The 19,282-nt window shown below is 47.2% G+C and carries 13 protein-coding genes; 6 read left to right on the forward strand and 7 right to left on the reverse strand.

Annotated features, from left to right (window positions below; translation table 11 throughout):
• Positions 1-17: 17 nt before the first annotated feature.
• From CPIN_RS27245 to CPIN_RS27260, 4 genes are all read right to left on the reverse strand, one after another.
• The gene (locus CPIN_RS27245) at positions 18-1,907 is read right to left on the reverse strand and encodes a DUF4350 domain-containing protein (protein WP_012793101.1); all 1,890 of its coding nucleotides are present in this window, start codon (positions 1,905-1,907) and stop codon (positions 18-20) included.
• Between the two features lie 159 nt (positions 1,908-2,066).
• A complete protein-coding gene (locus CPIN_RS27250) occupies positions 2,067-4,250 on the reverse strand; it encodes a glycosyl hydrolase family 28 protein (RefSeq protein WP_012793102.1) in 2,184 nt (727 codons plus the stop codon).
• 20 nt (positions 4,251-4,270) lie between these two features.
• The gene (locus CPIN_RS27255) at positions 4,271-5,920 is read right to left on the reverse strand and encodes a RagB/SusD family nutrient uptake outer membrane protein (protein WP_012793103.1); all 1,650 of its coding nucleotides are present in this window, start codon (positions 5,918-5,920) and stop codon (positions 4,271-4,273) included.
• A 26-nt stretch (positions 5,921-5,946) separates the two neighbouring features.
• Positions 5,947-8,907, reverse strand: a complete 2,961-nt coding sequence (locus CPIN_RS27260) for a SusC/RagA family TonB-linked outer membrane protein (RefSeq protein WP_012793104.1) — start codon at positions 8,905-8,907, stop codon at positions 5,947-5,949.
• 383 nt (positions 8,908-9,290) lie between these two features.
• Here CPIN_RS27260 and CPIN_RS27265 point away from each other — a divergent pair, with 383 nt between their 5' ends.
• A complete protein-coding gene (locus tag CPIN_RS27265) occupies positions 9,291-10,517 on the forward strand; it encodes a hypothetical protein (RefSeq protein ID WP_012793106.1) in 1,227 nt (408 codons plus the stop codon).
• A 57-nt stretch (positions 10,518-10,574) separates the two neighbouring features.
• Here CPIN_RS27265 and CPIN_RS27270 read toward each other — a convergent pair whose 3' ends face one another.
• Positions 10,575-12,203 (reverse strand): glycoside hydrolase family 43 protein, encoded by a 1,629-nt coding sequence (locus CPIN_RS27270; RefSeq protein WP_245552037.1) that lies wholly within the window; start codon positions 12,201-12,203, stop codon positions 10,575-10,577.
• A 62-nt stretch (positions 12,204-12,265) separates the two neighbouring features.
• On the opposite strand from CPIN_RS27270, the gene CPIN_RS27275 reads away from it, so the two are divergent.
• Positions 12,266-13,288 carry a LacI family DNA-binding transcriptional regulator gene (locus CPIN_RS27275; protein WP_012793108.1) on the forward strand — a complete coding sequence of 341 codons (1,023 nt, stop codon included), beginning with the start codon at positions 12,266-12,268 and terminating at the stop codon, positions 13,286-13,288.
• Between the two features lie 2 nt (positions 13,289-13,290).
• Here the strand turns inward: CPIN_RS27275 and gap are convergent, their stop codons facing one another.
• Together gap and CPIN_RS27285 are read right to left on the reverse strand one after the other, a co-directional pair.
• Positions 13,291-14,298 carry a type I glyceraldehyde-3-phosphate dehydrogenase gene (gene gap, locus CPIN_RS27280; protein ID WP_012793109.1) on the reverse strand — a complete coding sequence of 336 codons (1,008 nt, stop codon included), beginning with the start codon at positions 14,296-14,298 and terminating at the stop codon, positions 13,291-13,293.
• Between the two features lie 20 nt (positions 14,299-14,318).
• Complete coding sequence (locus CPIN_RS27285) at positions 14,319-15,323, reverse strand: GlxA family transcriptional regulator (protein ID WP_012793110.1); 1,005 nt, start codon at positions 15,321-15,323, stop codon at positions 14,319-14,321.
• A gap of 102 nt (positions 15,324-15,425) precedes the next feature.
• On the opposite strand from CPIN_RS27285, the gene CPIN_RS27290 reads away from it, so the two are divergent.
• The 4 genes from CPIN_RS27290 to CPIN_RS27305 all read left to right on the forward strand — a co-directional run bounded on the left by CPIN_RS27290 (position 15,426) and on the right by CPIN_RS27305 (position 19,077).
• On the forward strand, positions 15,426-16,256 hold the full coding sequence (locus tag CPIN_RS27290) for a helix-turn-helix domain-containing protein (RefSeq protein WP_044219839.1): 831 nt from the start codon (positions 15,426-15,428) through the stop codon (positions 16,254-16,256).
• Between the two features lie 42 nt (positions 16,257-16,298).
• Positions 16,299-17,303, forward strand: coding sequence for an NADP-dependent oxidoreductase (locus tag CPIN_RS27295; protein ID WP_012793112.1), 1,005 nt, complete (start codon positions 16,299-16,301; stop codon positions 17,301-17,303).
• Between the two features lie 10 nt (positions 17,304-17,313).
• Positions 17,314-18,225: an AraC family transcriptional regulator gene (locus CPIN_RS27300; protein WP_012793113.1), complete on the forward strand. Its 912-nt coding sequence runs from the start codon at positions 17,314-17,316 to the stop codon at positions 18,223-18,225.
• A 69-nt stretch (positions 18,226-18,294) separates the two neighbouring features.
• Positions 18,295-19,077, forward strand: a complete 783-nt coding sequence (locus CPIN_RS27305; RefSeq protein ID WP_012793114.1) for an SDR family NAD(P)-dependent oxidoreductase — start codon at positions 18,295-18,297, stop codon at positions 19,075-19,077.
• Positions 19,078-19,282 lie beyond the last annotated feature (205 nt).

Raw genomic sequence — 19,282 nt, forward strand, 5'->3', positions numbered from 1 at the left:
TCGACAGTATTTACTAATTATTTATGCGACGCCTGTCTGAATAACCATGCTGTCAGATCAATCGCTGCCTGGTAATTTTCAAAGGAAGCCGGTAAACGGCGTCCATCCAGGTATTCATTATAAAACCAGGGATCACCTACGGCGAATACGGCTCCCTTGCCCACTTTGGCGGTCGCCATGATTACATCTCCCTTATCGGTATAGACTGCTTTGGCTGGTTGTTTTAATTCAAGTGTAGAGATCTCTTTGATGTAGATCTTCTTTGTATGTGAGAATACACTATTCTCTGCCGGCAGGAACAGTGCACCTTGTTCAAATTGTTTTCCTTCCACATGATTACGGCTGTCTTCCTTGAAATGAATACCGAATTTATCTGTCAGTGTATTGAAAGTTTTGATCTCTGCATTGCCGGCGTCATTCTGTAGTATCACCAATACGCCACCCTGCTTCACCCAGTTTTCCAATTGCGTAGCATGAGCCTCTGTCATGTAATTAGGCTTTGCCGTTTCCTTCTCTGTATCAGGATCTACGATGATCAGGATATCGGATTTGGCCAGATTGGCCGCGGTGGGTGCTGCTGATAGTATGTTGGTCTTTGCGCCTCTGTTATGGAAAATATGTCCCCAGAGCGAAAAGCCGCCATTATCCATCTCATTCCAGAGGTAATGCCATGATTCGGGTTGCCCCGTAATCCCTTTCCTGAATTCGTTATTAAAAAAGTTATCGATAGTTACTGTCAGTCCTTTACCTGTCTGCGGAATAGCCGCCTGCTCCATCTCATTTGAAGCCAGCATATAAGCGCCGACACCCTTAGGATCATTGGTCACTACTTTCTCACTCAGGTAGTAAGCATAGCTGCCATCCCTGTAAGGATCTCCCCCCAGACCAGCTACACTTACGGTACCCTCCAGGTTAACGCCTCCCTCCGGCGCAGTGCGTACAAATTGTTTAGTAATCCCTTTATAGCCTTTCTCAGCTACCGTCCGGTAGCTTGCAGGCAAATAACCCAGTCTTATACCTTTGGCCAGTGCATACACAAACATGCAGGAACCCGAAGCCTCCAGGTAGTTACCTTTAGACCCTGCTTTGTCCAGCACCTGATACCAGCAACCACTGGCAGGATCCTGGTATTTCTTAACGGCTACTGCCATCCTGTTCAGGATCTTCAGCAGACTATCCCTTCCCGGATGTCCGGCAGGATAATATTCCAGTGCATCTACCAGCGCCATCCCGTACCAGCCCATTGCACGTCCCCAGAAATTAGGAGAACGACCGGTGGTTTTATCCGCCCAGCGTTGCTCACGGGATTCATCATAACCATGATACAGCAACCCTGTTTTATTATCACGGGAGTGTTCTTCCATCAGTACAAACTGACGGGTGATGTCTTTGAAGGCTGTTTCGTCATGATACATCGCAGCATATTCCGCATAGAAAGGTTCTGCCATGTACAAGCCGTCCAGCCACATCTGGAAGGGATAGCGTTTCTTATGCCAGAAGCCGCCTTCTTTCGTACGCGGCATTTTATCCAGCTGTGCTTTTAGTTTGTCGGCCGCCAGTTTATACTTCTCTTCGTTTGTCACTTTGTATAGCAAGAGTAATGAGCGCCCATTTTTGATATTGTCTATGTTGTAATCCTCCGCCTTATAAGTCCGGATCGTACCGTCTTTCTCAATGTAATGATCAAGACCTGTCTGTATGAATTTAAAATACCTGCCGTCGCCGGTGTTCTTCCACAATCCGGTAAAACCTTCGAGTACTACACCCTGATCATATGTCCAGTGTGCATTTCTTCCTGCCAGTTGTAAAGAATCTCCCCATATGCGTATCATGGTTTCCGCCATCTTTGCCGATTGCGCAAAAGCGGCAGAAGGGAGGAGGAGGAGAAAAGCCAGTAGTTTTTTCATAGTGCCCTATTTATTTTTTCAATTAGGAATTAGGAATTACGAATTAGGAATTACGCTTTTGCAAATGCCTTCCACGATACTTTCTGATTCAAAAGCGAAATGGTCACTTTCAATATGAAGGCTAACCCATTCCTAATTCCTAATTGTTAATTCCTAATTTCATTTCATACTAACCTGTTTACTATCCTGTACATTAAGTTTGCCATTGTCTTCCGTGATCAGTGTCACATTACTCATACTGATATTGCTGCCAACGATACAGTCACCCGCTTTCTTTGCCTTGATGGTGATATCTTTCAGATGGATATCGCTGATTGGCATCTCCGGTAATCCGCGTATAAAAATGGCTTTCTCCGCACCGTGACATACCACATTGCTGATATGGAAGTCTTTGAACTGTGGAGTAGCATCTGTTACAGGAAAGAGTTCAACTTTTACCGCTTCGCGTTTCTCTCCGGATAATGGCACAGGATCTTTCGCCATGTAATACATGTCAAGGAGGATCGCTTCCGCCGGTATATCCTTCATGTTGATGTTATTGACGTAGATCTTTTCTACTATACCACCACGGCCACGGGTTGTTTTAAAACGCAGACCGATATCGGTACCGAGGAAAGAACAATTGGAAACAAACAGGTTTCTCGCACCGCCGGACATTTCACTGCCCACAACGAAACCGCCATGTGCGTGATATACCGTACAGTTATTGACGATCACGTCTTCTGTAGCTACACCACGCTTACGACCCTGTTCATCACGACCGGACTTGATACAGATGCCATCATCACCCACATCAAAGGTGCAACCTTCAATACGTGCATAACGACAGGATTCCAGGTCAATACCATCGCCATTCTGGGCATACCAAGGATTTTTAGCGTATACGTCTCTTAAAGTAATATGTTCGGTCAGCAGCGGATGCAGACACCAGGCCGGTGAATTCTGGAAAGTCACCCCTTCCAGTAATACATATTTACAGGATGTGATGCTGAGCATATTAGGACGGAGAAAGTCCTTGATATCGTTGTAATCCGCAGCCGTTTTACCTGATTCAATCACACCGGCGAGTTTGGTATGCGATCCTTTCTGGGACTTTGCCGAAGGGTACCAGGTCTTTTTGTCTTCTCCTTCTATCCCCCCCGAAGCCAGCAATTTCTTCCATTGCGATTCTGTCAGTTTATCTTTCTTGACAATGCGCCAGGCATCGCCGCCACCATCTATGATCCCTTTACCCGTAATAGCGATATTTTCTGCGTTTACAGCAGATATCGGCGCCTGACAGCGCATGGCTTTTAACCCTTCATATGTCGTCTCTACAAGCGGATACTGGTCAAAATCAGTTGTAAACTGTAACAGGGCATTAGGTGCGAGGTACAGGTTTACATTACTTTTCATGACGATAGGACCGGTCAGCCACAATCCCGCCGGTATCATCACCACACCTCCGCCGTTCTCACTAGCTTTGGTAATGGCAGCATTGATGATTTTACTGTTCAGCGTCACACCGTCTGCTTTCGCCCCCAATGCGACGATACTGAGTGTATCTCTTCTGAAATGCGGCTCATAGATTTCGGGCAGGTCAAAACGGTATTTGCCTTCGAATCCGGTCTCCTGCAGATATTTCTCCAGCCCGATATGTTTATCCCTGATCTCTCTGGCTACCAGTCCGGCAACCAGGGTAGCGCCATAAGTATTGAAATGGGTATTATCCGTTACGCCATTAGGCAGGGTTGTATAGTGCCCTGCGGGAGTGGTTTTAAACAGCTTTTCGGAACCTTGTACGCCCTGCTGTACCAGTAAGGCTTCACTGCTTTTATGCAGATCGATCAGCGGTACTTTCAGACTGGCGGCAATCTCGCGTACTACCCCGGGGTATTCGCCATGCTGGTCAACAAAAGCGCCTTTTTCATCAAACTTCCTGCGCATTACCGGCGTAACCAGGATAGGATTAGCTTCTTTGGCCCGGGCTTCTTTCACAAAACGGATCAGGTTATCCTTATAAGCGCCCCTGGGAGCCGCAAAACGGGTCGAATCATCCTTTTTTGAGTCATTATGCCCGAATTGGATAATAACCCAGTCTCCGGCCTTTAATTGCACTAAAACGCTATCCCAGCGATGCTCATTGATGAAACTTTTGGTACTGCGACCATTCACGGCATAGTTTTTTACCGTCACGCCTTTCTGCAGGAACAAGGGGAACAACTGTCCCCATCCTCTTTCGGGATTGTCAGCGAGGGGTTTATCGGCCATGGTGGAATCTCCGATCATAAACACGCGCGGCGGATCGTCTGTCGGTATCCAACTGATCAAAGGAAAAAGCAGCGCCAATAGATACAACTTCATGAGCTTTCGGTTTAATGGTATTACTGATAGTTTGGATTCTGTGTAAATTCAGCTTTGTTGGTCACAGCGTCTATCTGGTCCTGCGGGATCGGACGTACATTGTGGAATTCCCGGAAGTTCTTTGCGGCATCCGGATTATGCGCAATAATATGTGCAGACAGTTTACCGGTACGTTTCAGGTCGAACCAGCGGAGCTGTTCTCCTGCCAGTTCGCGGGCTCTTTCATCCAGGATAAATTCCAGGGTCATATCTGCGGCAGATACCTGCATATCTGCCTCATGTCCCGGAATAGCTGCACGCATACGCAACACGTTGATGTATTCTGCCGCCTTCCCGGGATTAGCCAGTTTGATCTGTGCTTCCGCGGCGATCAGGTACATTTCGGCCAGTCTGATAATATAAGCATCTTTCGCACTCTGTTCTTCATTCATGGAAGCGCGGCTCGGGTCATCAAATTTCTGTAAGGAAACATAACGCGTACGGTCTTTACCACCCTCGTTGGCATAATAACAGATATTCCTGTCATATACCCGGTATTTCTTACCAGCGGTGTCTGCATTGGAAACGACATATTTGGTACAGATAACCGCTGTATCGCCCAGTTTCATACCTGCCGGAGCCGTCTTGGTATTATTGCACAGCCACACGCTTTTAAAGGTCGCATCATAACGGGCATCCGCCTTCTCATTGAACAGGTCCAGCAGGTACAGCGTAGGCATATATCTGTTGAAAGGACGGCCATTCAGGATGTCGCGCTGCATACCCGGTAAATCGTCATATTTCATACCAAACATCAGGTGACCGTTATTCGCACCACGGGAGTGGCCGTTCGGATATAAGGTAGCGTCGATCCTATCGTCAAATACCAGATTTTTCATATAGTTAACGGCCCATACGATCTCTTTGTTTTGCAGGTTGTCCATCTTCCACAGGTCTGCATACTTCGGTACCAGGGAGAAACCATATTTCGTGATTACGGAATCAGCCAGTGCCGCTGCACGGTCATTCATGCCACGGGTCAGGTACATACGCGCCAGGAAAGCCTGCGCTACCGGTCTGGTAGCACGGCCATAATCGCTGGTACTGACCGGCAGGTGCTGAACCGCAATGTCCAGGTCGCGAAAGATCTGTGCATAGAACGTGTCTACCGGCGTACGGTTAGCCGTTGTTTCTACTCCCGCCGTTTCAGTAACAGTAAAGTGTACGCCACCCCACATTTCTACGATATGCCAGTAATAGAATGCACGCAGGAAATGTAGTTCTGCATCACGCATAGCTCGTTTTTCATCCGTAAACCCGGCATTACCGATTCTGCCGATACCGGTATTGCAAAGATTGATTGCGGAGTACAACTGTCTCCACAACACACTCATCACACCATTGCTCGCCTGCAGATTGATATACTGTGTCAGGTCAGGATATTTATCGCCGGTACCGCTGGTCCAGAGATCTGTACCCATTTCTGAGATACTGTAACCTTCTTCTTTCCCATACCACCAGCGGTTATAGGAATAGGCGGCACTCACCAGTGTTTCAAAACCCTCCGGTGTACTGAATACCTGATCTACGGTAAGTCCGGAAGGATTGTATTCTTCCAGTTGTTTATTACAGGCAGCCAGCAGACCAGCCCCTGCAATCAATAGTATAAAAAGATTTATATAGCGTTTCATGGCTTGTAAGGTTAATTTGAATGAAATCAGAATTCTACGTTCAGACCGGCTACATACATTTTCGTCAGCGGATTACTCAGGTCTCCTCCTCTCTCCGGATCATAGTCCTTCACTTTACTGAAGGTAAACAGGTTCTTACCCGTTACATAGACACGCAGATTGGTCAGGTGCAGGTTCTTCAAAGCTGAACCCGGCAATGTATAACCCAGGGAAATGTTACGGATCTTCACGAAAGAACCGTCTTTGTAACCCAGTGTTCTGATGAAAGGTGTACCATCTTTGGAAACACTGGCATTCGGACGCGGATAAGCGTTTGTCTCGTGCTCAGGCGTCCAGTAATCCAGCGGTGCACTATTCTCAAGGCCCTGCGGATCATATTTCGCTGCATATTCTGAATTGATCCATTGACCAATACGGGCGAACACATAAACGTTCAGGTCAAAATTCATAAAGCGGATATCGTTATTCAGACCACCACTCCAGGTAGGTACCTGTCTTCCGAGTATCACACGATCCTGTGAATTCAGCACACCATTTCCATCCTGATCGCGCACTTTGATATCGCCGGGTTTATAACCAAAGGCACTGGCGGCATCTGCTTCTTTGGTCTGCCAGATACCTGTCTTTTCATAGTCGTAAAACACGCGCACCGGGTAGCCGATAAACCATCCGTTCGCCACATCATTGGTATTTGCATCCGCCAAGGCCACAATCTCTTCTTTGTTTCTGGAGAATACGATATTGGAATTCCAGCTGAAGTTTCTGCCTCTGACATTGACGGTATTGATACCGATTTCTATTCCCCTGTTCCTGGTCTTACCAATGTTCTGTATCACAGTACTTACACCGGAGGAAGATGGCAGTGTTCTTTGCAGTAACAGATCTTTGGTCTTCGTATCATACAGATCGATCGTAGCACCGATTCTGCCATCAAAGAAACTCATATCCAGGCCGATGTCTGTAGTGGCAGACAGCTCCCATTTCAGGTTCCTGTTACCGATCTGACTACCGATACCATATGCCAGTGCGGAATTAGTATCGTCATAAGAGAATGGGATCTTGGTCAGGTAACTGGCGGTTGCATAGGGCGGTACCGCATCATTACCCGCAAGACCATAGCTGGCGCGTATTTTCAGATCGCTGAACACACGCTGTGATTTCATGAAGGGTTCGTCGGAGACACGCCATGCACCTGCTACAGAAGGGAAGAAAGCCCATTTATTTCCTGGCGCGAGTTTGGAACTACCATCCGAGCGACCTGTGAGTGACAACAGGTATTTTCCTTTATAGTTGTAGTTGATACGACCGGTAAACGAGATCAGTTTATTCGCCATGTAGCTGGAACGGATTGCGATACCGCTTACATTGTTCTGCATTGCGTAATATAACTGAGCGGGCAGCAACTGGCCTTCACCCTGTAAAAAACTGGAATCCCGCTGATCAGAGAGTAAACTGGCTACACCCGTCAGACCGAAAGTATGGTCTCCCAGTTTCTGGGTATAGTTCAGTACGTTTTCCCAGCTGATATACCGTTTATTGCCGCTGTTATACTGTGATCTGGAAGCCGATGCCGTAGAACGTTCGATCGTGTTTTTGGAAGCGAAGATCCCTGTGCGGGCATTATCCAAAGTAACACCCAGGTTGGAACGGAAGGACAGCCCCTTTAAAGGTGTCAGTTCTACATAGGCATTGACAAAGGTGCGGGTTACACGACCATTGTTCTGATAGGCATTGGGTTGTTCGTCCGCCAGCGGATTGATCATTGAGCCCATATTCGGGAACAGGATCAGGTTGCCGTTTTCATCATAGGGAAGATTCAGCGGTACAATCTTATTGGCCTGGTTCAGCGGATCACGACGATTGTCCTGGTTGTAGTAAGTCACCTGGCTCTGCATACCTGCTTTCAGGTAATCGTTGATCGTCTGATCGATATTTAATCGGGCAGAATAACGTTTCAGGTGATCCAGTTTGAAGATGCCTTTTTCGTCGAAATAATCCAGCGAGAGATAGACTTTCGTTTTCTCAGAGCCACCGGAAACACCCACCTGGTAATCCTGCTGTAAACCATCATGGATCAGCATGTCTGCATAGTCGGTCCAGAGGTTGTTCTGAATAGATGCTACTTCGGCAGCATTGAAGATCAGCGGGTCATCCGCTTCACTTTTCCAGCGGCCGGTGGTACGGTTCGCTTCACGTTTCTGTGCAACATACTGCGGACCGGTAGACATGGCAGGATAGCCGGCTACCTGTGAGATACCTGCATAAGTATTCACAAAAACACGTGGTTTACCCGAAGCGCCTTTTTTGGTGGTGATGATAATAACACCGTTTGCACCGCGGGATCCGTATACGGCGGTGGAGGAAGCATCTTTCAGTACTTCCATCGACTGAATATCGTTGGGGTTAATATCCTGTATATTTTCGTATTGCACACCGTCTACGATGTACAGCGGACCATTATCCGCACGGATAGACCTGTTACCACGTACGGTAACATTGATCTTTGCACCAGCGGCGCCATTGCTTTTGGTGATATCGACACCTGGCAGTTTACCCTGTACGGATTCCATTACGTTGGTGGAAGGTACTTTTCTGAGTTCTTCACCTTTCACAGATGTAACGGCGCCTGTCAGGTCACGTTTCTTTACTTCACCATAACCGACTACCACGACTTCATCCAATTGCTTATTATCTTTTTCCAGTTTCACTACAATGTTGCTGTTACCATGAATGTTTTGTGTCAAAGCCTGATAGCCGAGGTAACTGATTAACAGTACACCAGTCTGGGCATCTGGAACGGTAAGGGAAAATGTGCCTGTGGCGTCGGTCTGTGTGCCTGTTGTGGATCCTTTAAGTTGCACATTGACCATAACCAGCGGTTCTCCGGTTGCTGCGTCGGATACCCGCCCTTTGATTGTCTGGCGTTGCGCAAATGTCACACTGACACTTACTAGCAAAAACCAGCAGATGATGAGTAGTTTTTTCATAACGTAACGTGTTGTATCTGTCTTCTAAAATTGGGTAATTTGTTAGTCCGCAATGGAAATAGCGATATTGCTACAGTGGCAATATATTGTGGCACTGTTCCTCTTCAGTTCATCCTTTGGGTCTCCCCGAAACAATTCTACGCCGATATTCATTAATACGGAAAGGAATGGAAGTATTTATTTACGCAAACGTTTGCGGAAAAGCGATCAGCAGCAAGCTGCCAGACGGAGAAAACAGACTAGTCAAAAGCTACCAGGAAGACGGGTGAAACAGAACAATTGATAAATTATAAATAAAACTATATCTTTAGATCCATCTAAGAGACAAATCCCTGCAACAAGGCTAATATTACCGTTCAATCCCTGTACCTAAATCAGCTACCATGAACACACATGCTGACACCGCAATAGCGCAGAAAAGCAAATCTATTGCCGGCCATACATCCCGGACCACTAACAATACGGCTGTAAGCCAGCTCGTGAGCGATCGCCCCGAAGACACCCTGCAAAGGAAGTGGCAGAATATTGCTGATAACAGTTCACAGGTGCAGCAATTAAAACAGCAACAGCAGATGGCAGATACCAGTCCTCAGCAGCTCCTGCAGCGAAGGCAGACGGATGCCATCAGTAACAGTCCGAAGTTGACAGCACAACTGCAACAAAAATCCACCATGGCGGAAAGCAATGTGTTACAGGCAAAACCTGCTCCACAGGCAGGAGCCTTGCGGATGGTACATATCAATCACGCAGCGCCCGTACAAAGAAGAGAGATTCCGGTGATTCAAACCGACCTGGATGCATTAAAGAATCTGGCAATGCCGGTCTTACCGGATTGGGCATCCGCTGCCAGTATTGTAGCCCGGCAAACGTTGATTACACAGAAACGCACTGCATTAGATGCATTTGTAGTGGAAGTGGACGAGAAGAAAGATGAATACATGGCCCAGCGCACTTTTACCCAGCCAATGCAATCCGCAGCACATATCAAAACCAGACTCGCGGCGTTACCTGGTGAAATCACCAGGCTGGATGCAGATATTGCAGGAGGATCTGCTGTAGAACCGGCAAGACCTCCGGCAGGTACGATGTGGGGACCAGTGGCGGCAACACACAGAAGCTGGAAAGCATTGAACGATAACCTGGCAACAAATACGGCAACCAGAATCTCAAGACTGGCAGAACAAACCAGGTCTACTGCCGATTTACCGGTAGCAGATCTGCTTGCGGCAGTAATAGCGGCCACTAAGAAACTGGATGACGAGCAGGCTTTGCTTAACAGGCGGAAAAAAGAACGGTATTTTGAGGATGTGATTACCAGTGTACAACCAGTTTGCACAGATTTACATAATGAAGGAACATGGGGCCATGGCCCTTCTGCCCTGGGAGTTTTCGCATATACACTGCCTGCCTCTCTCAACGGCATTGACCGTTGTATCGACCCATTCACTGTGCATATTCATAAACCCCATGCCGGCAAAGTAGTAAGAAGAGCGCATGTGCGGGGCGGAGAATTTGACAACATAATCCTGTACAGCGGAGAGCCTGTGGGGCCCGGTGTTATCGGAGGCTGGGAAGGACGTGCACTTGCTAAAATCTTTGCAGCATTATAGTAATTTATAGCAGGGAGCAGCTGTTATTGCTATGCTTCCCGCTATAAATATCAGTACTTAATCTACCCTGAACCAATCATAGTCCGCAAACCCGCTGTCATTGATCTGTGTATTACGCATACAAAAGATCCCTACCTTGGCTCCTACCCATCTTCCAGGCTGCGCTGTAAACGGTTTCCCCGCATCAACAAACTTCGTACCGTCGGTACTATAGCTAAACTGACACACCGCTCCTTTATCTACTTTCACCCGAAACCAACAGGTATTACCATCAATAGTCTTCAGGACTTCCTGTTCTTCTGCCGCACCTTTATCCGCTTTCAGACAGGACGCATATAAGAGTTGCAGTTGATTATCTTTCTTCATCAATGAGATACCCGCATAATCAACACCCATAATAATCAAGCCGGTCCGCTCTCCTTCCAGCGCAGGATTCGGTGTAAATGTGCATTTAGCAGTCACAGTAAAGCTATCTGCCGGAAATTTCTGTAACAACAGGTTCGGCGCCTGCCAGTAGTTACGCGAAGAATCAGGCATTTTCGCAGAAAACAATCGCAATACGCCTTTCGCCGGATACATCATCATCCAGGTAGATACCGGGTTAGCCTGCCATTGCCATTGCAATCCCAATGTCGCACTGTTGAATTCGTCTGACTCAGGCGGTGTCATCACGGGCATACCCGCCAGTGGTTTACGGTAAGTCATGACCGGCTCTCCTTTCCCATCACCATCTGCATCCATACCTATCACCGGCCAGTCTTTCACCCATTGCATAGTTTGCAAATGCACCACACGACCATAAGCGCCTTTATCCTGAAAATGCAGGAACCAGCTACTACCGGAAGGCATATCTACCCAGGCTCCCTGATGCGGACCATTCACAACACTCCTTCCCTGATCCATCACTATTTTCTCTTCATATGGACCATAAATGTTCCGGGAGCGCAATACCAGTTGCCAACCCGTACTCACACCTCCGGCTGGTGCAAAAATGTAATAGTAACCATTGCGTTTATACAATTTGGGACCTTCCAGGGTGGGGTGTGCACCATGTCCGTCGAAAACCAGTACACCTTCATCTGTGACAGCCGTACCCGTTTCATTCATACGATTGAGTGTCAGGATACTCTTGATACCGGCGCGGCTACCCGCCCAGGCATGTATGAGATAGGCTTTGCCGTCATCATCCCACAGCGGACAAGGATCTATCAGTCCTTTACCAGCTTTTACCATTACAGGATCAGACCAGGGACCTGCTGCATTTTTCGCCCTGATCATGTATATACCGAAATCAGGATCAGGGTAATAGATATAAAATTCTCCTTTATGATAACGAATGGAAGGCGCCCATACACCATTGCCATGTTGTACCTTGCTGAAATGCGCAAAAGGAGGCTGCCGTAACAGTGCATGTCCCACCAGTTGCCAGTTAACCAGGTCTTTCGACTGCAAAATGGGCAATCCCGGGGCTGCATTAAAACTGGAAGCCGTCATATAAAACTCATTACCCGCCCGACAAACATCCGGATCAGAATAATCGGCATTTAATACAGGATTTTTATAGGATCCATTTCCGAGATCAGCTACCCAGGAAAGGGAGCGCTGCTGACCATAAAACAGCGTTGGGAGGCACAAACCGGCCAAAATAAACAGCAGCTTTTCCTTCATCTGCAAAGCGTTTTTCATACGTGTAAGAATGACACTAATATAGTATAAAATAAATTATAAGTATATTTACTCACTACGTTATGAAATTTGAAGCAGCCACTATAAAAGATATAGCCATTGCGCTGGGGTTATCTACCTCTACCGTGTCCCGTGCATTACGGGACAGTCACGAGATCAGTATTGCTACCAAACAGCTGGTACTGGAATATGCCACAAGGATCAATTACCATCCTAATCCTATTGCGCTCAGTCTCAAGGAAAAACGAAGCCGCTCTATCGGGGTGATCGTTGCAGAAATTGCCAACAGCTTTTTCTCCCAGGCCATCAATGGTATTGAGTCTGTCGCTAAGGATAAGGGATATAATGTAATGATTTCCCAGACGCATGAGTCTTTCGACAAGGAAGTGATGACCCTGCAATACCTGGCCTCCCGTTCCATCGACGGACTACTGATCTCCGTATCCAGTGGTACAGAGAACCTGGACCACCTGAAAGCCTTACATGAAAGAGGGTTCCCGATCGTCTTTTTTGACCGTATCGTGGAAGAGATCCAGACGCATAAAGTGATGGTAGACAATTTCAGGGGGGCTTATGATGCGACCCTGCACCTGATCAATAAGGGGTACAAACACATTGCGGTTATCGCCGGACCGGAAAGTTTGTCTATCAGCAGGGAACGTATTGCCGGTTATCGTGAAGCGCTGGCCCAGACAAAAGTAAAACCAGGTAAAGCCCTGATCAAATACAGCCGTTATGCCGGTCTGCACCTGCAGGAAGTAGAACAGGCCGTGAGTCAGTTGCTGAAACTGCGCCCACGACCTGATGCTATATTCACGGCGTCAGATAAGCTGACCACCAATTGTATGCGGGTATTGAAGAGTAAAGGTATACGCATCCCACAGGACATTGCCCTGGTGGGATTCTCTAACTCTGATCTGATAGAATTGCTGCATCCACCGCTGACTGTTGTACGGCAGCCAGCCTTTGAAATGGGACAGATTGCTACGAACCTGCTATTGCAACTGATAGAAAGTAAAAAGCCTGTGAAGGAATTTGAAAGAAAAATTCTGAATACAAGCCTGATCGTACAGGCGTCTTCCTGATATTATGCCTGCGCAGCCGTCAGCCGTTGTGCCATCTGTACAGTCAGTTCTGCAATCCTGTTGGAGATGCCCACTTCGTTATCATACCAGGCCACTACCTTCACCAGGTTGCCGATCGTACGTGTCAGACTCGCATCTACGATAGAAGAATGGGTATTTCCCAGAATGTCAGCTGATACCAGCGGTTCTTCTGTATATTCCAGTACACCTTTCAGATTCGTGTCTGCATGTTGTTTGAACAGCGCGTTGATCTCTGCAGCGGATGCAGGTTTTACCAGGTTCAGTGACATATCTGCAATAGAACCGTCAATCACCGGTACACGATAAGAGAATCCATCCATCTTACCTTTCAGTGCAGGCAATACATCTCCGATCGCCTTTGCAGCACCAGTAGTTGTTGGTATAATTGACTGCGTCGCTGCGCGTGCTCTTCTGTAATCTTTATGCGGTCCATCCTGTAACATCTGGTCCATGGTAAATGCATGTACGGTACTCATATAACCGGAAGCAATACCATACTCTTTATCCAGCAGGTATAATACCGGCGCGATACAGTTCGTCGTACAGGATGCAGTAGACAGGATCTCATCTTCATCCGTGATCAGGTCATCATTCACACCTGCGACAATCGTCTTCACATTACCTGTTGCCGGCGCAGTGATCAATACCCTGCCTGCTCCTGCAGTAATATGCTGCTGTGCAAGCTCTTTCTGTGTAAAACGACCGGTAGACTCAATCACAACGTCTATACCCAGTTCGCCCCAGGGCAGTTTCTCAGGTGATCTTTCATTCAGTAAAAGGATCTTTTTCCCGTTTACAACAAGGTGTTTATCATCATGTGTAACAGTACCGGGAAACTTACCATGTGAAGTATCATATTTCAGCAGGTGCGCGAGCAACCCGATCTCAGTAAGGTCATTAATAGCCACTACCTCCACTCCTTTTTTGTCCTGTAACGCTCTGAGTGTCATTCTGCCGATACGTCCGAATCCATTAATAGCTACTTTCATCGTAATATATTTTTAGGTGATCAATGAACGGTTTGTAATGATGTTCTGAATGTTCTGCGGTAATCGCTGGGCGATACCATCATATGCCGCATAAAGGTGCGCCGCATAGATACGATTCCTCCCAGTCCGCATTTTTCCGCAATCTGCTCCATACTCAGGTCACTGTCCTCCAGGTATTTCCTCGCCATTTCAATCCGCAGTTTTTCTACGAATTTCCCTGGCGTCATTCCCGTCTCCTTCTGGAAGATCCGGTTGAAGTTGCGCAGACTCATATTGCTATGTACTGCCAGTTCTTCGACGCTCAGGTCATCCTGTAAATGCTGCATCATCCAGGGTTGAAGTTTACCGGCAATGGAGTTCTCCATGGAATGCACCTGCAACAGGGTACTGAACTGTGATTGATACCCCGTGCGTTTCAGGAACAATACCAGCTTGCGTGCTGCCGCAAGGGCCACATCCCTTCCATAGTCTTCCTCCACCAATGCCAGCGCCAGATCAATACCTGACGCTACCCCGCCGGAAGTATACACATTCCCGTCTCTCGTATAGAAAGGGTTTGTATCCACCTTGATATCCGGATAACGGCGCTGGAAGTCCTGGCTGAATTCCCAGTGCGTAGTCGCCTGTTTACCGTGCAGTATACCTGCCTCTGCCAGCGCATAAGTTCCCACGCATACAGATCCAATCCGGCGCATTCCGGGATAGGCATTCTTTAACCACTGACAGAAACGTTTGCCTGTCTCCTGGTTCCTGATAGAAAAACCGGCTACAATCAGTGTGTCTATCGGACGGTCTAATTCATCCACTTTCGTCGGACAGGTAATCTCTACGCCACTCTTTGTGGTGATCTTCTTTGTACTGAGTGGAGACGCTGTGACGATTTCGTATCCGACATCGTCTTTCCCCGCGGTTTCGCAGAGCATTCTGTCGGCAGCTGCGAAGACGTCCAGCGGTCCTGCAATGTCCAGCATATAAGTACCAGGCATAGGTACAATGACGATCAGTTTTTTATGTTTCGGAGACATATAATTGCTTGAACAGGATAAAGGTAACATTGTTTCGGGATGGCACAAATGCCATAAATGATACAATTTGTGCCAAACGGGAAGATACCTTACCTTCACCATATGCAACCATCCAACGCATACATCACCGGCCATCTTCCCGTTCCTCCCGAATGGCAGGACATATTCGACCCTTTCTACTTCATCCACAACCACACCTCCTCCCCCGTCACAAAAATCCTTTCCCCTACCTTCCAGACCATACTCATCTTCAACTTCTCCGCCCCCGGCCTGTTCTTCATCGAAGAAAACATTCCGATCACCATCGATAAAAGCATGGTCATTGGTCCTATTAAACTCGCCCATCAATACACCATCCCTGCCAATGGCGAAATGCTCGTCGCCAATTTCAAACGCGACGCTTTTTACCGCTTTTTCGGCAAACACCTACAATCCTATACAGACTTCCTCCTTCACCCGGATGAAATCCTGGGAGAACACTGTTTCGCGGCCTTCTGGGATACCCTTAAAGCATTTGCCACCATGCAGGAACGTGTAGACGCTATTCTTGATTTCTCCGCCGATTATCTGCGCGAAAGAGATAAAGGCGCCGGAGACATCATTACGGCCAGTGAAGCCGACGGTGCTGTCAACCCTATAAAAGACATCGCGGACAAACAGGGCCAAAGCGAAAGGAATATCCAGTTAAAGCACAAAAAGTACCTTGGCTACAGCGCCAAGGAAATGAACCGCTACCAGCGTTTCCAAAAGACCCTGACACGATTGCAGGAACAGGCAGTAACCGGTAATATTGACTGGTTTGAACTGGTTCATGAAGGCGGATACTATGATCAGAGTCACCTGATTCACGATTTTAACCACTTTTTAGGCCTTTCTCCGGCCCAATTCCTGAAATTACAGGCAACAGTGTGCATTGCTGGCGGACGATCATAATTGGCCCCTAAATTGCCTACATTTGTTTCAGTAAGACATCACATGAAAGCAATAGTCCTGAAACAGCTCGGCAGCGTCGATAATTTCGCGTTGGCAGATACCGATCTCCCGCATATCAACGACAATGAAGTCCTCATAAAAATCTCGTCCACCGCCTTCAATCCCATCGACTACCAGATGCGGTCCGGCGCTAACGAAAGCAAACGTATACACTCGCCCATATTAGGCAGGGAATTCTCCGGCGTCATTACCGCCAAAGGAAGATCTGTCAGAAACTTTGACATCGGCGACGATGTTTTCTGCGCTTCTGGCAGTATGGGTACCAATGGTACCTATGCAGAATATATCGGAGTACCGCAACAGATCCTCGCTAAGAAACCCGCCAATATCAGCTTCGACCAGGCAGCCGCCATGCCGATCAGCGCACTGACCGCCTTACAGTGCTGTAACCGGCTGAAGATATCTACGGAAGAATCCGTGTTCATCAGCGGTGGCGCAGGTGGCGTCGGACTGGTACTGATCAAACTCCTCCTTTCACAGGGCATCAGTAAGATAGTCACTACCGCCGGTAATGAAGATAGCAGACAACAATTGCTCAACGCCGGACTTTCCGCCAGACAAATCACCGATTATAAAGCAGATAACGTCATCCCGGCGATCATACAGGCTAATAACAACCAGCTGTTCGACTATAGCATCGACCTCGTCGGCCGTAAAATGTCTGAATTGTGCAGCAATCTCGTAAGACTCAACGGCACCTATGTGGATGTGACCAACTTCGCCACCGAAGAAGCCAGGGAAAACCTCTTTAATATCGGCGCAGTAGTCATGAACATTTCCAATTATGCTTATAGTCTGAAAGGCAACTTCTCCTATTACGGCGAACTGCTCGAACGGGTAAGATCATTGGTAGAAAAAGGTATTATCACACCTTCACCTGTCAACGTACTCGGCGACTTCAGCGTAGACACCGTCAGGAAAGCACATACCATGCTGGAAAACAATGAAACCCGTGGCCATAAACTGATCATGCGTATCAGCGAATAAAAAGCGTTTCATGAAAGCAAAAGACAACATAACAGAGTTCTATACCCGTCATCAACAGGCATATCCTCTTTCTGGTCAGTTTCATATCTATCGCAGAGAAGAATTCGGCTGTGATACCGTGGCCTTACCGGTCAGCCGCTGGAACTTCTACAAAATATCATTGATGGTAAAAGGAGAAGGTACCATCTCCCTCGCCGATAAAACCATCCATTCAAAGAACAGTACAATCATGTTCACCAATCCCATGATACCTTATGCATGGGAACCGGCAAACGAAGACCAGACAGGTTATTTTTGCCTCTTTACAGAAGACTTCGTGACCGCTAACCTGAAACAGGAAGCACTCTCTCAATCCCCCCTGTTTAAAGCCGGCGGCAATCACATCTTCTTCCCCAATGAAGAAAGTATGAAACGCCTGAGCGGTTTCTTCGAAAACATGATCACCGAAATGCAATCAGACTATGCCAATAAATACGATCTTCTAAGAAGCTATCTGCAGCTGATCATGCACGAAGCCATCAAGATGGATCCGCCGGATACTTATTACCCACCGGTAAACGCTTCCGAAAGGATCACAACGCTCTTCCTCCAATTACTTGAACAGCAGTTTCCCATCGAAGCACCCCACGAGACAATCCCACTGAAAACAGCCAAAGAATTTGCCGCACAACTCAACATACATACCAACACCCTCAACAGGGCGCTGAAAGAAAGTACAGGCAAAACTACCACCGACCTGATCGCAGCACGTCTTATACAGGAAGCAAAAGCCCTCTTACACGCTAACCGCTGGGATATCGCCGAAATAGGATATACCCTCGGATTTGAACATGCCTCTAACTTTAACATCTTCTTTAAAAAACATACCTCACAGACACCGCTCCATTTCAGGAAAGAAAATGACATTGTTGCTATTTCATAGTCATTCGTTTGATCCGCATAATTTTGGGGGAATTACGACGCCGACCTTTACGCCATAAAAACAAATACTATGGCACAAGACATCTTAAAAGGAAAAGTCGCACTGGTGAGCGGCGGAGCAACAGGCATCGGATTCGCAACAGCAAAACTATACCTTGAAAACGGGGCTAAAGTAGTCATCGCAGGACGCAGACAGGAACAAGGCGAAACAGCCCTGGCTACCCTCAGACAAATCAGTCCTGATATTACCTTTATCCAGGCAGATGTTTCCAAAGCAGCAGATGTAAAACGACTGATCAGTGAAACCGTCCGCATCCACGGCAGTCTTGATATTGCTTTCAACAACGCTGGTATTGAAGGTAATTTCGCTCCTATTGATGACATGAGTGAAGAAGATTTCGACGCCATTATCGACATCAATCTGAAAGGGATATGGCTCTCCTGTAAACATGAAATCGAACAATTCAGAAAACAAGGCTCCGGAGGCGTCATTGTAAACACCTCTTCCTGGCTCTCTGTAGGCGCATTTCCTGGCTCAGGGGCTTATTCTGCCAGTAAGGCTGCCCTAGATGCATTGACACGCGTATTAGCTGTAGAAACAGCCTCCGCTAATATCCGGGTGAATAACGTCCGTCCGGGTTATATCCAGACGCCTATGTTTGATCGTTTCTTCCCTGCCGGTGATGAAGCTAAAAAAGAACCGGTGAAGAAACAGGCTCCTATCGGTCGTTTCGCTGCATCAGCTGAAATCGGTGAACTGGTCCTCTGGTTAAGCAGTCCCGCTTCTTCTTTTATCACTGGTGAAAGTATACTAGCAGATGGAGGATTAGCCATTCCCGGACAACGACAATAAATTAATTAAGAATTAAAAATTAAGAATTAAGAATTGGTTAGCCGCACGTTGGTTTAGACCCTCTATCTGGTAAAATTCTCTTCTATTAAATAATATACCCTCCATTAAATAATACAACCTTTAACTTAATAAGAAGACATGAATCGATCAATTCTTAATTCTTAATTCCTAATTTAAAAAGGGGTGCACCAACGCCGTGGAGCGG

Origin of the sequence: Chitinophaga pinensis DSM 2588, from assembly GCF_000024005.1 — a bacterium.
In the GTDB taxonomy this organism is placed as follows: Bacteria; Bacteroidota; Bacteroidia; order Chitinophagales; family Chitinophagaceae; genus Chitinophaga; species Chitinophaga pinensis.